Annotated in this window: 14 protein-coding genes; 4 read left to right on the top strand and 10 right to left on the bottom strand. The window is 62.2% G+C overall.

The window, feature by feature from the left end; translation table 11 throughout:
• Positions 1-54: 54 nt before the first annotated feature.
• A complete protein-coding gene (gene lpxO / locus HX801_RS19585; RefSeq protein ID WP_008436177.1) occupies positions 55-954 on the top strand; it encodes a lipid A hydroxylase LpxO in 900 nt (299 codons plus the stop codon).
• A gap of 18 nt (positions 955-972) precedes the next feature.
• Here the strand turns inward: lpxO and ligD are convergent, their stop codons facing one another.
• On the bottom strand, positions 973-3,471 hold the full coding sequence (gene ligD, locus HX801_RS19580) for a DNA ligase D (protein WP_177022545.1): 2,499 nt from the start codon (positions 3,469-3,471) through the stop codon (positions 973-975).
• Positions 3,472-3,482: 11 nt separating this feature from the next.
• Entirely contained in the window at positions 3,483-4,331 is an 849-nt protein-coding gene (locus HX801_RS19575; RefSeq protein ID WP_003218456.1) for a Ku protein, read from the bottom strand.
• Between the two features lie 196 nt (positions 4,332-4,527).
• Here HX801_RS19575 and HX801_RS19570 point away from each other — a divergent pair, with 196 nt between their 5' ends.
• Both HX801_RS19570 and HX801_RS19565 read left to right on the top strand, forming a co-directional pair.
• Entirely contained in the window at positions 4,528-4,848 is a 321-nt protein-coding gene (locus tag HX801_RS19570) for a hypothetical protein (protein ID WP_008436188.1), read from the top strand.
• A gap of 30 nt (positions 4,849-4,878) precedes the next feature.
• The gene (locus HX801_RS19565; RefSeq protein ID WP_003218452.1) at positions 4,879-6,039 is read left to right on the top strand and encodes a PQQ-dependent sugar dehydrogenase; all 1,161 of its coding nucleotides are present in this window, start codon (positions 4,879-4,881) and stop codon (positions 6,037-6,039) included.
• A gap of 140 nt (positions 6,040-6,179) precedes the next feature.
• On the opposite strand, the gene HX801_RS19560 is transcribed toward HX801_RS19565, so the two are convergent.
• Together HX801_RS19560 and HX801_RS19555 are read right to left on the bottom strand one after the other, a co-directional pair.
• Positions 6,180-6,659, bottom strand: a complete 480-nt coding sequence (locus HX801_RS19560; RefSeq protein ID WP_087692671.1) for a nuclear transport factor 2 family protein — start codon at positions 6,657-6,659, stop codon at positions 6,180-6,182.
• 32 nt (positions 6,660-6,691) lie between these two features.
• Positions 6,692-7,243 (bottom strand): TetR/AcrR family transcriptional regulator, encoded by a 552-nt coding sequence (locus HX801_RS19555; RefSeq protein WP_177022544.1) that lies wholly within the window; start codon positions 7,241-7,243, stop codon positions 6,692-6,694.
• Between the two features lie 125 nt (positions 7,244-7,368).
• On the opposite strand from HX801_RS19555, the gene pssA reads away from it, so the two are divergent.
• On the top strand, positions 7,369-8,712 hold the full coding sequence (gene pssA, locus HX801_RS19550) for a CDP-diacylglycerol--serine O-phosphatidyltransferase (RefSeq protein WP_102369150.1): 1,344 nt from the start codon (positions 7,369-7,371) through the stop codon (positions 8,710-8,712).
• 18 nt (positions 8,713-8,730) lie between these two features.
• On the opposite strand, the gene HX801_RS19545 is transcribed toward pssA, so the two are convergent.
• From HX801_RS19545 to HX801_RS19520, 6 genes are all read right to left on the bottom strand, one after another.
• The gene (locus tag HX801_RS19545; RefSeq protein ID WP_008436193.1) at positions 8,731-9,174 is read right to left on the bottom strand and encodes a hypothetical protein; all 444 of its coding nucleotides are present in this window, start codon (positions 9,172-9,174) and stop codon (positions 8,731-8,733) included.
• Positions 9,175-9,281: 107 nt separating this feature from the next.
• The gene (locus tag HX801_RS19540) at positions 9,282-10,502 is read right to left on the bottom strand and encodes an MFS transporter (RefSeq protein WP_003218442.1); all 1,221 of its coding nucleotides are present in this window, start codon (positions 10,500-10,502) and stop codon (positions 9,282-9,284) included.
• A gap of 3 nt (positions 10,503-10,505) precedes the next feature.
• The gene (locus tag HX801_RS19535) at positions 10,506-11,285 is read right to left on the bottom strand and encodes an ABC transporter ATP-binding protein (protein WP_003218440.1); all 780 of its coding nucleotides are present in this window, start codon (positions 11,283-11,285) and stop codon (positions 10,506-10,508) included.
• 26 nt (positions 11,286-11,311) lie between these two features.
• Positions 11,312-12,379 (bottom strand): iron ABC transporter permease, encoded by a 1,068-nt coding sequence (locus HX801_RS19530; RefSeq protein ID WP_023658859.1) that lies wholly within the window; start codon positions 12,377-12,379, stop codon positions 11,312-11,314.
• Positions 12,376-13,491: an ABC transporter substrate-binding protein gene (locus HX801_RS19525; RefSeq protein ID WP_003218435.1), complete on the bottom strand. Its 1,116-nt coding sequence runs from the start codon at positions 13,489-13,491 to the stop codon at positions 12,376-12,378. The genes HX801_RS19530 and HX801_RS19525 overlap by 4 nt, the downstream gene beginning before the upstream one ends.
• Positions 13,488-14,318 carry a PepSY-associated TM helix domain-containing protein gene (locus tag HX801_RS19520; RefSeq protein ID WP_371316572.1) on the bottom strand — a complete coding sequence of 277 codons (831 nt, stop codon included), beginning with the start codon at positions 14,316-14,318 and terminating at the stop codon, positions 13,488-13,490. Before HX801_RS19520 ends, HX801_RS19525 begins: the two co-directional genes overlap by 4 nt.
• Positions 14,319-14,325 lie beyond the last annotated feature (7 nt).

The raw sequence follows: 14,325 nt of genomic DNA, 5'->3' as shown, positions 1-14,325 counted from the left end.
GCCGTTGTGGGCACGCGGGAGCAGCCTGTTCTCTTCTGACTTGTGACGAATACCTTGAAACTCATCATTGTTGCTCTCTACGTTGCCTCTATTGCGTATGTCCACCTGCGTGGCCGGGTGCGCCACAAGCTGGGGCGCCAGCTCAGCGATCACTCGACCTTCCTGGCTCCGGTGAACTGCTTTCTCTACCTCTTTTCCAAACTGCCCAGCCGACCGTACCTGTCCCCCAGCGACTTTCCCGACCTGAGCCCGCTTCAGGAGCATTGGCAAGAGATCCGCGAGGAAGGCCAGAACCTGCTGCGCGCAGGCGAGATCAAGCGCTCCGACCAGTACAATGACGTGGGTTTCAATTCGTTCTTCAAGTCGGGCTGGAAGCGTTTCTATTTGAAGTGGTACGGCGACAGCCATCCTTCGGCGATGAAGCTGTGCCCGCGCACCACCGAGCTGGTGCAAAGCATCGGCTCGATCAAGGCCGCGATGTTTGCCGAGCTGCCACCGGGCTCAAAGCTGGTACGCCATCGTGACCCGTATGCCGGTTCCTACCGTTACCACCTGGGCCTGGACACGCCCAACTCCCCGGGCTGCTACATCAACGTGGACGGTGAAAACTACTACTGGCGCGACGGTGAACCGGTGATGTTTGACGAGACCTTCATCCACTACGCCGAAAACACCACCGAGCAGAACCGGATCATTCTGTTCTGCGATATCGAACGCCCGATGAAGTACCGCTGGGCGGCCGCGTTCAACCGTTGGTTCAGCCGCAATGTGATGGCCGCGGCCGGTTCGCCCAACGATGCCGGTGACAAGACCGGCGGCCTGAACCGTGCGTTTACCCGCCTGTACAAGATTCGCCTGCGGGGCAAGGAGTTGAAGAAACGCAACCGCACCCGTTACTACCTGGAAAAGTGGGCGATCTTTGCCGGCCTGGCCGCGATCTTCATCCTCATCTGAACCGGGCAGCGGAGCGCATCAGCCTGGCGGATGCGCCCCCAGCTTCTCCCACATCTTCTTGCTGATCTTCTGCCGATTGGCATAACCCGCCCACGGGTCCTTCTTCAAACCCTGCAAACGCTCGTGCAGGTTAGCCACCGTCCATTGTTGGGCGCTGTGCAAACTCTTCAACTCATCACGACTCACCGGTATCGATACCGGCAGGCCGGGCCGCGCCCGCACCGAGTAGGCGGCTACCGTGCTGGCGCCCCGGGCGTTGCGCAGGTAGTCGATGAAGATCTTGCCCACGCGATTCTTCGGGCCCGAAGTTGCGGTAAAGCGTTCAGGCAACTGCAGCGTCATGAACTGGGCGATGGCCTTGGCGAAGGCTTTTACCGAGTCCCAGCCGTCGCGGCGCGCCAGCGGCACCACCAGGTGCAGGCCTTTGCCGCCGCTGGTCTTGACGAACGCTTCAAGCCCCAGTTCATCGAGTACCGACAAGGTCAGTTGCGCCGCTTCAAGCATGCTTTTCCACGGCAGTGCCGGGTCCGGGTCGAGGTCGAGCACAAACAGGTCCGGGGTTTCAATCTTGTCAGCGGTAGCGCCCCAGGTATGCAACTCGACGGTACCCATCTGCACGGCACCGATGAGCGCGGCCGGGCTGTCGATTTCCATCAGCCGCGCATGGCCCGGGTCCAGGGCCTGGTCCAGTTGCTTGATATTCGGGATCGCCAGGCGCTCGGAGTGCTTCTGGAAAAACTGTTCGCCGGCAATGCCTTCCGGTGCCCTGAGCAAGGACACCGGCCGGTTGCGCAGAAAGGGCAGGAGCCATTCGCTGATGCCCTCATAGAACTGTGCCAGTTGCAGTTTCTGTGTAGCGCTCTGGGCATCGATGACTCGGTCCGGATGGGTAATCCTGACCCCAGCCACGGCGCCGGTGCCCGCCGTCTTTTTGCGGGGTTTTTCCTTCAGCGATTTGGCCGTCCGCGGCTGCTCATGCACAATCTGCTCCGCCGGCTTGTCGGTGCGCAGCCCGACAAACGCCGCCTGGCGCACCACACCTTCGCGGGTCCATTCGGCAAATTGCACTTCGCCCACCAGCTGCGGCTCGACCCAGTGCACGCCGCTTGCCTGGGCACTGGTCAGGGGCTTGGCCAGCGGTGAAGTCTGGCGTTCCAGCGCCTTCAACTGTGCACTGATCTTTTTCAGCGCGGCCTGATCGAATCCGGTACCTACGCGCCCGGCATACACCAGGCCGCTGTCATCATTGACCGCCAGCAACAGCGCGCCAAACCCGCTGCGCGAACCTTGCGGGCGAGTGAACCCTACGATCACGAATTCCTGGCGCAGCCGGCACTTGAGCTTGATCCAGTCCGGGCTGCGCCTGGAAACGTACGGGCTGCCGGCACGTTTGCCGATCACGCCCTCCAGCGCCAGGTCGCAGGCACTCTCGAAGATATCCCGCTGGTTGGCAGCAAAGGACTCGGAGAAGCGCAGCAGCTTGCTCTTGCTGCGGCTAACCGCGTCCTTCAGTGCGGTGCGGCGCTCTTCGACAGCGGCTTCGCGCTGGTCGCGGCCGTCCAGGAACGGCGCATCGAACAGGTAATAGACAATGTCCAGGCTGCGGCCGATATCAAAGGCGTTCTGCAGCGCCTGGAAATCCGGCAGCCCGTCGGCGTTCAGGCTGACCACCTCACCGTCGAGCCAACTGTCCTTGAGCTTCAGGGCTTCCAGGGCCTTGGCCTGGCGTGGCAGGCGATCGGTCCAGTCATGGCCATTGCGGGTGAACAGCCGAACTTCGCCATCGCGAATCCGTGCGAGGATGCGATAGCCGTCGAATTTGATCTCGTACACCCAATCGCCTTCCGGTGCACGGTCCACCAGTGTCGCCAGCTGTGGCGCGAGTTGATCGGGCAGGTCGGTTGAGGGCTTGCGCCTGGCTTTCTTCGGCGCTGCGGGCTTTTTCGCAGCCCCCACCGTTGCGTCGCTCAGCACGCTTTTCGGTTCAGCCTGGACCACATCGTAGTCAGCCACCGGGCGTGCCTGCTGATCGTTCTCCTTGATCAACAACCACTGCTCCTTGTCGCCGCTGCCCTTGAGTCGGGTGCGCACCAGCGTCCAGTCGCCTGCCAGTTTTTCGCCGATCAGGCTGAACTTGAGCTTGCCGGCCGCGTAGGCCTTGTGCGGGTCATCGTGGGGCTGCCATACACCGCGATCCCACACGATCACATCGCCAGCGCCGTATTGGCCTGCCGGAATGCTGCCCTCGAAACTGCCGTAGCCCAATGGATGATCTTCCACATGCACCGCGAGGCGCTTCTGGCTCGGGTCGAGGCTTGGGCCCTTGGGCACCGCCCAGCTTTTGAGGACGCCGTCGAGTTCCAGGCGAAAGTCATAATGCAGGTTGCGCGCATCGTGCTTTTGAATCACGAACGACAGGGCATGCGCCCGGTTCCTGGCGCGAGGCGCACTGCCGGCGGGTTCGGCGGTCACGTCGAAGTCGCGCTTGGCGTTGTATTCACTCAGGGGCTTGGCCATGGCGGTCTACCTCATGAAGCCTTGCTGGTCTTTTTCGCGGCAGGTTTCTTGGCTGCAGCCTTGGTCGCGGGCTTGCCGGCCAGGCTGCGCTTGAGCAACTCCGTCAGGTCGATCACGTCCGCAGATTTGCGCTCGTCGACACCTTCGCTGGATTCCACGTCTTCGATCTTGCCGGCCTTGGCCTTCTTCGCCACCAGCGCCATGATCTTTTCCTGGAAGCTGTCGCGGTATTCGTCCGGCTGCCAGTCGGCACTCATGTCTTCCACCAGACGCTTGGCCATGTCGAGTTCGCCCTTGGCCAATGTCGGTTTGGTCACGTCGCTGCCCAATTCCAACTCGTCCAGGCCACGCACTTCGGCAGGCCAGCGCAGCATCACCAGCACCAGCGCCGACTCCAGCGGCATCAGTGCCGCCAGGTGCTGCTTGGTGTGCAGCACCACGTTGGCCAGGGCGACCTTGCGGGTTTTCTTCAGGGTTTCGCGCAGCAGGGCATACACCTTGCCGCCGCGCTTGTCGGGGGCCAGGAAGTAGGGCGTGTCGATGTTCTGCAACGGGATCTGGTCGCTGGCCACAAACGCGATGATTTCGATGGTCTGGGTGGACTTGGGGTGGGCCGAGCGGATTTCGTCTTCGCTGAGGATCACGTAGCGACCTTTCTCGTAGGCCACGCCCTTGACGATATTTTCCTTGGTGACTTCCTTGCCGGTGGTCTTGTTGATGCGCTTGTAACCCACCGGGTCCATGCTGCGTTTGTCCAGCCAGTCGAAGTCGACGCCCTGGGAGGACGTGGCCGAGACCAGTGACACGGGGATGTGCACCAAGCCAAAACTGATTGCGCCTTTCCAGATAGCCCGTGGCATGTCGGTATTCCTGAAGTGTGTGGTCTTCAGGTGACAGGGCGGATTCGGCAAAAGTTTCCCTGGCCAGCCGGCTGGCACCAGGGTTTCAGACAGATTGTGTTACACCTGATGAGAAACTATTTAGTTACCAAAGCCGAACCCAAGGCGTAGCGTGTTATCGAAAGCACGTATTACTTGCGCCCAGAGAGGCTTTGTCATGAACACCCGTTTGCGCAACCTTGCCGTATTGGCGTTGGGCCTGGCCTTGAGTTCGTTGGCACAGGCGCAAAACCTGCCCGGCACCAGCAACAACCCCTACAACGGCCCCATCCACCAGGCCAATCCCAACAGCATGCAGGGCACCCAGCCCAACGCGCCGGCAGCGCGAGGCACCTATATTCCGCCGGCACAGAGGCCGCCGACCCTGCAAAACGGCGGTATCGGCAACAGCGTCCAGCGCCGTGACGGCGCGCAGACCCCGCCGGCTATCCAGCCCAAGGCTCCCACCCGTGACGCCAATGGCAATCGCGGCGATTGAGTGTGTAAAGACGACAAGGAAACCCACCGTATGCTGTTACGCAAAACCCTTCTAGCGACCTTCTGCGCCGCCGCCTTGCTGCCCCTGGCGCTGCCTGTCTCGGCGGCCGCCACCCAACAGTTTCCCAGCGAGCAAGGGAGTATCACCGTCACCCCGATTGCCAAGGGCCTCGATCACCCGTGGGCGGTGGCGTTCCTGCCGGACAAGCAAGGCTTCCTGGTCACCGAACGTCCCGGCAACCTGCGGTTTGTCAGCCCGGACGGCAAACTGTCCGCGCCCCTGAGTGGCGTGCCGAAAGTGTTTGCCAAAGGGCAGGGCGGCCTGCTGGACGTGGTGCTGTCGCCGGACTTCAAGGAGGACCGCCTGGTGTACCTGTCCTACGCCGAGGGCGGCGGCACGAATGGCACCGCAGGCACCGCAGTCGGGCGTGGGCGCTTGAGCGATGACCTGAGCGGCCTGCAAGACTTCAAGGTGATCCTGCGTCAGGAGCCCAAGCTGTCCACGGGCAACCACTTCGGCTCGCGGCTGGTGTTTGACCGCGATGGTTACCTGTTTGTGACCCTTGGGGAAAACAACGACCGCCCCACCGCCCAGGACCTCGACAAGCTGCAAGGCAAAGTCGTGCGGATCTTCCCGGACGGTCGTATACCTGAAGACAACCCCTTTGTCGGCCAGGAAGGCGTGAGGCCGGAAATCTGGTCCTACGGCCAGCGTAACCCCCAGGGTGCGGCACTCAACCCGTGGAGCGGCACACTCTGGGAAAACGAACATGGCCCGCGCGGCGGGGATGAGATCAATATCATTGAACGAGGGAAAAACTACGGCTGGCCGCTGGCGACCCATGGCATCAACTATTCCCTGACGCCGATTCCCGAGGCCAAGGGCAAGACAGTCGAAGGCACCGTTGCACCGCACCACGTCTGGGAAAAATCACCGGGTGTGAGCGGCATGGCGTTCTACGACGCTGACCGGTTCAAGGCCTGGCAGCACAACGTGTTTATCGGGGCATTGGTCAGCCAGGAGTTGATTCGCTTGCAGTTCGATGGGGACAAGGTCATCCACGAAGAGCGACTGCTGGGTGGCCTGAAAGCGCGAATCCGCGATGTGCGCCAGGGCCCGGATGGTTACCTGTATGTGCTCACGGATGAAGATAACGGCGTGTTGTATCGGGTGGGTTTGAACCAGGACTGACGGACACCACCGGAGTTGTGTAGGAGCTGGCTTGCCTGCGATGGCATCAACTGGATGTGCCTGATACACCGAGGTGTCTGCATCGCAGGCAATCCAGCTCCCACAAAAAAGCCTGCTCCCACAGTTGTGTAGCGTCGAGCCTACAACCCAAGCTCCGACAACCCCGGATGCTCATCCGGACGCCGCCCCAGCGGCCAGTGGAACTTGCGCTCGCTTTCCTTGATCGGCATGTCATTGATGCAGGCAAACCGGTTCGCCATCAAGCCGTTCTCGTCAAACTCCCAGTTCTCGTTGCCGTAGGAGCGGAACCAGTTGCCGGAGTCGTCATGCCATTCATAGGCATAGCGCACCGCAATGCGGTTGCCGGTAAACGCCCACAACTCCTTGATCAACCGATAATCCAGCTCTCTGGCCCATTTGCGGGTCAGGAAGGCCTTGGCCTCTTCGCGGTTGTGGGCGAACTCGGCACGGTTGCGCCATTGGGTATCCAGGGTATAGGCCAGGGACACCCGTTGCGGGTCCCGGGAGTTCCAGCCGTCTTCGGCCAGGCGAACTTTCTCAATCGCCGACTCACGGGTAAACGGCGGCAACGGCGGGCGTATTTCTGCGTTGGATGACATGGGACGGCTCCTTAACAGGTTTAAAAGTCAGGTCAAAGTTGCAATAGGGTTCGCGCCATGGATTGCGCATTATCGGCAGCGGTGGTGTTGCCCATCACCAGGGCAACGGTAATGGCGCCATCAATCAGGATCAGCAGGTGCGCGGCCTGGCGTTCCGGGTCGGGGGTGCCATGTGCTTGACACAGTTCGAGGGCGTACTCGAACAGTTTCTGTTTATGGGCCTTGGCCAGTTGGCGCACCGGGTTGTGCGGGTCGCCGGTCTCGCCGCTGGTGTTGATGAAGGCGCAGCCGCGAAAGTCATCGGAGCCGAACCAGGTTTTCAACGCGCTGAACACACCCAGCAGGCGCTCGCCCGTGGTGGAGTGGTGTTCAACTTCGCTGCGCAGCCACTGCATCCAGCGCTCGTCGCGGCGTTGCAGGGCGGCAATCACCAGTTCGTCCTTGTTGGCGAAGTAGCGGTAGACGCTCTTTCTGGAGACGCCGGCGGTTTTCACCAGAAGATCCATGCCGGTGGCAGCGATGCCATTTCGGTAGATCAACTTTTCGGTAACGTCGAGGATAATGTCGCGAGTGATATCGTTCATGGAGATTACAGTAGAACGATCGTTCTCCTTGGTCAATTAATTATTTTTAACCCTGGGCGGGAAGACCTGAGCCAGCCCATGGTGTAAGCTCTGGAGTCCTTCGGATTCGACCCATTGCGAGCCCTATGCCGTCGTTATTCAAACGCTCCCTGTTGCCCAAGCTGCGCGGTTTTCCCCTCACGCCCGACGCGATCGAGGTGCTGTCCGGCGCCGCCGAGTACCGCCGTTGCCTGCTGGAGAAAATTTCCCAGGCCACCCAGCGCATCTACATCGTAGCGTTGTACCTGCAGCAGGATGAGGCGGGGCAAGAGATCTACGACGCGTTGCACGCTGCCAAGGCCGCCCGGCCCGGGCTGGATATCGTGGTGGTGGTCGACTCGCTACGGGCCCAGCGCGGTTTGATCGGTGCCGGCAAGCAACCTGGCAACAGCGCCTGGTACCAGGCCATGACCGAGTCCCACAGCACCGAAGTGCCGGTGTATGGGGTGCCGGTGCAAACCCGCGAACTGTTCGGCGTGCTGCACCTCAAGGGCTTCGTGATCGATGACAGCGTGCTGTACAGCGGCGCCAGCCTGAATAACGTGTACCTGCACAAGTTCGACAAGTACCGCTATGACCGTTATCACCTGATCCACAACAAGGCGCTGGCCGACTCGATGCAGCACCTGGTGGAGCACGGCCTGGTGGCCGCCAAGGCGGTGCATCGCCTGGACCTGCCCAACCCGCCGACCACCCGCAGCCTGCGCAACGACATCGGCGACCTGCGCAGCCGCCTCAAACACGCGGTGTATGACACCTCGGCGGGGCAGTTGCCCAACGGCAACCTGACGGTCAGTCCGTTGTTGGGCGTGTGCAAGAACAACCCCCTGAGCCGGGTGATCTGCGAGCTGATTGCCAGCGCCCAGCACCAGCTGACTATCTGTACGCCGTACTTCAACCTGCCGCTGCCGGTGACCCGGGAAATCAACCGCGCCCTGGCCCGCGGGGTGAAGATTGACATCATTGTTGGCGACAAGACTGCCAACGACTTCTACATCCCGCCGAGCGAGCCGTTCAAGGTCATCGCCGCGCTGCCGTATCTCTACGAAATAAGCCTGCGTCGCTTCGCCAAGCGCCACCAGCGCATGATCGACAGCGGCCAGCTGAACCTGCACCTGTGGCGCGACGGCGACAACACCTACCACCTCAAGGGCATGTGGGTCGACCAGCGCTACACCTTGCTGACCGGCAACAACATCAACCCACGAGCGTTTCGCCTCGACCTGGAAAACGCCTTGCTGATCGATGATCCCAAGGGTGAGTGGGTAGGGCCACGGCGCACCGAGCTTGCCGAGATTTTCCAGCACACCTCGCGTATTGAACGCTACCAGCAGCTGGAAACCCTCGTGGAGTACCCGGCGGCGGTCGGCAAGTTCTTGCGCCGGGTCAGCCGGGTGCGGATCGAGCGTTTGCTGTATCGGATTTTGTAGGGCCCGTGACCTTGCAGGTTAATCCGGAATCGACCTGACAAGAATGTTGTCCAAGTCGTAGCGATGGGGTTCGCTGCCTGCACTTCTTGACCAGAGTCTGATTGAGATTGGGTGAGTGCCTCCGTCCTCTTTCACGTACGGAAGAGGGACAGTCAGGCGCGTCCAGCCGGGAGACGGTGGATGTGGCCCGTATGCTTGCTCCAAGCCTCCCGCCAACACGATGATGTCCGTTTCCGATAGGGTCCGGTATTCAAAGATCACTGTGTATTCAGTGCCCTTTATGAATGAGTAGGACTTGGAGATACCCATCTCATGAACCGCATCGGATGCATTGGTGAGGTAGAACTCGTGATCGTTCCCAGGCGTCCGTGGCTCAAGCTTTGCGGTGTCTGGGCGGTCCGGGTGCCAGCCATTCCAATTTCTGTCAGTAAATGTCGTCAAGTCATTCAGGTCGTCGCTCATGGTGCTTGTCTCCAGAAAAGGTAGGTGGCCTCAGCTAATGCTGTGGCCACGCGCTTTATCAGAGGCTTTTCAGGGATGGACGTCTACTGTCAGAAATAACAGGTAGCTCAACCTGGGGTGTTACCTGGTTGCCGTGCCGCCGGCCAGCACGCGATCAATAGCAGCAGCGCCGCCGCCACCAAGTAGGGCAGGCGAGGTTCGATCGCGTAGATCAAGGTCCCGGCCAACGGCCCGACCACCACGCCCAGGCCTTGGGCCGCACCCACCGAACCTGCCGTGGCGCCTTGCTCCGACGCATCCACCGCATTCGCCGCCAGCGCCGCGAAAGACGGGAAGATCCAGCCCATGCCGGCCGCGGACACAAAAAAGCACAGCCACAGGATCCAGGCCGTATCAGCGAACATGCTGCCGGCAAATCCCAGGGCTGACACCACCGCACCGATGCGAATCATCCGCAGCGGCGGCCACTCCAGTTTGCGCACTACCAGTTGCGAACAGATCAACGCCAGCCCGACCATGGTCAGGGCGATACCGGCAGTTTGTGCCGCATCGGCCGGGTTCATCTTCAAGCGATCCAACGCGAAAAAACCCACGGTTATCTGCGCGATCGACACACACAGCATCGCGACAAACGCCACCACCAACGGTCGACGCAGGCGTGGGTCCGAGAGGTTGACCGGCTTGGGCGGCTGCTTGAGGTGCAGCTCCTGGCGCGGCAATTTGGCCAGCAGCAACAAGAATCCCAACAGCGGTAACACCGCCATCGCATAAAACGGCAGGCTCAGGCTGTGACGCGCCAACAGCGCAGCAATCGCCGGGCCCAGCACCAGGCCGCAGGCGTTGGCGGCGCCCAGGGAAGCCATGGCCTTGGCGCGGTGCTCAGGCTCAATGTTGTCGGCCACCAGCGCATAGCCGCCCACCGGTATCGCAGCGTAGAACACGCCGATCAGGCCACGACCCAGAATCAGCCCGATAAACGCCAACATGGCCGATGGCAGCAGTTGCAGGGACGCATCGATAAACACGCACAGCGCCCAGTAGGCCAGGGTGAAACCACCGGTGCCCAGCAGCAGCACACGGCGCCGGCCCAGTCGGTCACTGGCCTGGCCCCATGGACGAGCCAGAAGCATCCAGATCACCCCGGACACGGTGACCGCCGCACCTGCCTGCCAGGTGGCCAGGCCAAGCACCCGAGCGATCGGGCCAATCAGCGAGACAAATGCCATCATCGCCATGGTGCAGGCCATGTTGGCCAACAGCAGCGGCCTCAGGTTGAATGGGCGGTCAGTGTGCAAAGTCGCGAGTGCAGCGTCTTGGGAGCTGTTCATCGGTTATCCAAGGGCAGGAGAAAAGGGCAGTCGTGCATCCACCATCACCAGCGGGCGGCCATGCACCTGTTCCAGGCGGCCACTCACACCATAGACGTTTTTCAGCAACGCCTGATTGATCACCACTTGCGGTGGCCCGGCAGCGGCCAACTGACCGTTGTGCAACACCACCACCTGATCACTGAAGCCCAGGGCGAGGTTGATGTCGTGCACCACCACCAGGGTGATCAGGTTGCGTTCGCGGGTGGCCTGGGTGATGGCTTCCACCACCTGGCACTGGTGATACAGGTCCAGGGCGCTGGTGGGTTCGTCCAGCAGCAACACCCGAGGCTGGCGCACCAGGGCCTGGGCCAGGCCCACCAGTTGGCGCTGGCCACCGGAAAGTGCATCGATCGGGCGGTCGGCGAGGGCGGTCAGGTCGAGGTCGGCGAGGATTTTTTCCACGCCCTTGAGCACCGTCGGGCTCGGCCGCCCAGGCGCAAAACCCGCGCCGCGATGGCCGGCCATGGCCGCACTCAGTACCGCTTCGAAGGCGCACAGGCGCGTACGCTCCGGCAGGCTCTGAGGCAGGTACACCACTTGTTGCGCGCGCTCGACTTGCGGCAGGCGATTGAGATCGACACCCTCCAGCCAGATCTGGCCGTGCGCCTTGTGCAGTCCGGCGATGCCACGCAACAAGGTCGACTTGCCGGCAGCGTTGGGGCCGATCAGCGCGGTGATGGTGCCGGGCAGCAACGCCGGCAGATGAATGTCCTGCAGCACGCTGCGACTGCCGTAGTGCATGCTCAATGCTTGTGTGCTTAATCCGGTCACAGAGCACCTCGGCGGTTACGCATCACAATCGCCATGAAAAACGGAATTCCCACCAGTGCGGTGACAATCCCCACCGGAATCAACACGCCGGGCATCAATGCCTTGCTGGCAATCGACGCCATCGACAGGATCAAGCCACCGCTGAGCACGCTCGCTGGCAGGAACAAGCGGTGATCTTCACCCACCAACAGCCGCGCGATATGCGGAGCAATCAGCCCGATAAAACCGATAGTGCCGACAAACGAAACCGCCAGCGCCGACAGCAGGCTGATGCGCAGCAACGACAGCACCCGCAGGCGGCCGACATCAATCCCGAAACTGCGGGCGCGTTCCTCGCCCAGGGTCAGGGCAGTCAACGCCCAACTCTGACGCAGGGAAAACGGCAGGCACAGCAGCAACGCCGCAGCGAGGATCGCGAGCTTTTCCCAGGACGCCCGGGCCAGGCTGCCCAGGGTCCAGAACACCAGTTGCTGAAGGCTGTCCTGGCTCGCCACAAACTGCAGCAGTGCCACCAGCGCATTGAACGCAAACACCAGGGCAATCCCGAACAGCACCAGGCTCTCCACACCAAACCCACGCCAGCGTGCCAACAGATACAGCAATGCCACCGATGCCAGTGCGAACAGAAAGGCGTTGGCCGAAATCAGGTACTGCGCCGGCACGCCAGGAATGCCCATCCCGAGCACAATGGCCAGGGCTGCACCGAAGGCGGCGGCGGCGGAAACGCCGAGGGTGAACGGGCTGGCCAGCGGGTTATCCAGCACCGTCTGCATTTCGGCGCCGGCCAGGGCCAGTGCCGCGCCCACCAGTACCGCCATCAACGCGTAAGGCAGGCGCACATTCCATACGATCACCGCCTCCACCCGCGGCATCGAAGCCGGGTCCCACAGCACTTGCAACAGGCGCGTCAGGCTCATGCCGGAAGGCCCGGTGGTGATGTCCACCGCCAGGGAAACCACCAATGCCAACGCCAGCGCCGACAACAGCAATACCCGTCGTCCATGGCGGTGGCGATAGCGCTCACCTGCGCCATCGGCGCTCGCACAGGCTTGCACCTGCGTCACGGCACAAGGCTCGTGGTGAATACGCCGCTGGCCGGAATTGGCATAAAGCGCCGGTACAATTCGGCTCGGGTCTGTTCCGGATCCAGGTCGGCGAACAACTCAGGATGCAGCCACTTGGCCAGGGCCTGCACTGCGATCAAGTGTTCCGGCGAGTCATAGAAAATATGCCAGAGGCCATGCACGTTGCCTTCACGTACCGCCCGCAGTTCATTCAGCGGCGCGCGCTGGGACACTTGCTTGAGGCTGTCGTTGGCCTGCTGCGGCGTGGCCGAATAGCCGAGGGTCACACCGCCCTGGCCGTGGCCGAATACGCCGGTGGCGACGTACACATCCGGATCGCTGGACAGAATGTATTCGACGTTCAATGTGCCGATCGGGCCGGGAATGCGCCCGTCGGCGATGTTCCGGCCACCCGCGAGCTTGATCATTTCCCCGAAGTTGCCGGTGCCCGGCGAACCACAGCAATCCTGCAGGCCGGCGAGCATGTCGATGAAGATCTTCGGCCGTTTTACCGTCCCGGCCTTGGCCAGGGTATCGGTGACCTTGGCCAGCGAGGCCTGGTAAAACGCGATGTAGTCCTCGGCTTGTTGATTACGGTCCAGAGCCTTGCCCAGCAGGCGCATGCTCGGCACCGTGTTGCTCAGCGGATGGTCGCTGAAGTCGACGAAAATCACCGCCACGCCGGCCGCTTCCAGCTGCTTGACCGCCTCGCTGTCGGGGCTCGGGCCATGGCCGCCGCTCAAGGCCATGATCGCCAGGTCCGGGTGTACCGCCAGGGCCTTTTCCACACTGAAGGTTTCGGCGGAGGTGCCGCCTACCAACGGTACGTTGTCGGCTTCGGGAAAGTGCTTCTGGAACGCGGCGTAACCCTGCACGTCCAGGCCGCGAAAATCCCCTTGCCAGCCGGCGATGCGGGTAAACGGGTTCTTGCCTTCAAGGAGCGACAGCGAGTAGATCATCCGGCCTTCACCCAGCAGGATATGCGAGACCTTGTCCGGTACGTCGACCTTGCGCCCCGCCAGGTCGGTGACGGTGTGGGCGCAGGCCAGGCCGCTCATTAACAGGCCAAGACCGAGCAGCAGGCCGCGTTGCAACAACAGAGGGTGTTTCATGAACAATTTCCTTGAACAGTTGGGCGCACGTGGCGGACGCGTTTGCGCCACCACAACAACAGCCCGGTGAGATAGAGCAGCGGCAATGCCAGGCCGCAAAGAAAGGCCAGGGCCGCGCCGGGCAACCCGAGCAACAGGTGGCCGTGGGCGGCGGAGAACAGCGGTTTGATCGCGGCGGGGTTGGCGAAGAACCAGTCGGGCCGGGCCAGCCAGGCGCCGCTGCCGGCAATCACCGCCAACGGCAGGCACAGCCAGGCGGCTGCGACGTTGTGCCATTCCCGCAGGCGGCGCAGGCCCTGGCTGCCCGGGCGCAAGCTGGCGGCTTTCCACCAGCTGCGCCGCCCCGGCCACCACAGGTACAGGCCGCTGCCCACCGAGCCCAGCAGCACCAGGCCACAGGCAAACAGGGCGACGGCGCCAATGGGCGGCGGCAACAGCAGTGCCCGGTGCAGCGCCACCAGCTTCGCCAGCCACAGGTCATCGAACACAAAAAATGCCCGTGGCTCGGCACTGTAGGGATCGATCATCGCAATGCCGATGCCGGGCCGATCCTCCAGGGCTCCGAAGACGATCGCGTTGTCCGATTCCAGGAAACCCTGGCGCGGTTTTGCGGCGCCAAAGACTTTCTGAAATTGCGGGTAGGCACCCAGTGCCGCGCTGATCCACTGCGCGTCATCCAGCAGTGCGCCGTGTTCAACCGGAGCCAGGTCCAAGGCCTGGCTGCCGACCTCCCAGCGCAGGATCAGCCCCTTGAGTTCCAGCAGCGCACCGCTCAAGCCAATCAGCGCCAGCAGCAGGCCGACGCTCAGCGCCAGCCATCGATGCACACGAAGC

Origin of the sequence: Pseudomonas sp. G1002 (genome assembly GCF_013385455.1) — a bacterium.
GTDB lineage: Bacteria > Pseudomonadota > Gammaproteobacteria > Pseudomonadales > Pseudomonadaceae > Aquipseudomonas.
Note: the sequence above shows the minus strand (reverse complement) of the source record. Positions and strands in the feature narration are given on the sequence as shown.

Bases quoted from the DNA above. Each gene is read 5' to 3' on its own strand.
- ligD (WP_177022545.1), bottom strand. From the start codon at position 3,471: ATGGCCAAGCCCCTGAGTGAATACAACGCCAAGCGCGACTTCGACGTG.
- HX801_RS19575 (WP_003218456.1), bottom strand. From the start codon at position 4,331: ATGCCACGGGCTATCTGGAAAGGCGCAATCAGTTTTGGCTTGGTGCAC.
- HX801_RS19570 (WP_008436188.1), top strand. From the start codon at position 4,528: ATGAACACCCGTTTGCGCAACCTTGCCGTATTGGCGTTGGGCCTGGCC.
- HX801_RS19565 (WP_003218452.1), top strand. From the start codon at position 4,879: ATGCTGTTACGCAAAACCCTTCTAGCGACCTTCTGCGCCGCCGCCTTG.
- HX801_RS19560 (WP_087692671.1), bottom strand. From the start codon at position 6,659: ATGTCATCCAACGCAGAAATACGCCCGCCGTTGCCGCCGTTTACCCGT.
- HX801_RS19555 (WP_177022544.1), bottom strand. From the start codon at position 7,243: ATGAACGATATCACTCGCGACATTATCCTCGACGTTACCGAAAAGTTG.
- pssA (WP_102369150.1), top strand. From the start codon at position 7,369: ATGCCGTCGTTATTCAAACGCTCCCTGTTGCCCAAGCTGCGCGGTTTT.
- HX801_RS19545 (WP_008436193.1), bottom strand. From the start codon at position 9,174: ATGAGCGACGACCTGAATGACTTGACGACATTTACTGACAGAAATTGG.
- HX801_RS19540 (WP_003218442.1), bottom strand. From the start codon at position 10,502: ATGAACAGCTCCCAAGACGCTGCACTCGCGACTTTGCACACTGACCGC.
- HX801_RS19535 (WP_003218440.1), bottom strand. From the start codon at position 11,285: ATGCACTACGGCAGTCGCAGCGTGCTGCAGGACATTCATCTGCCGGCG.
- HX801_RS19525 (WP_003218435.1), bottom strand. From the start codon at position 13,491: ATGAAACACCCTCTGTTGTTGCAACGCGGCCTGCTGCTCGGTCTTGGC.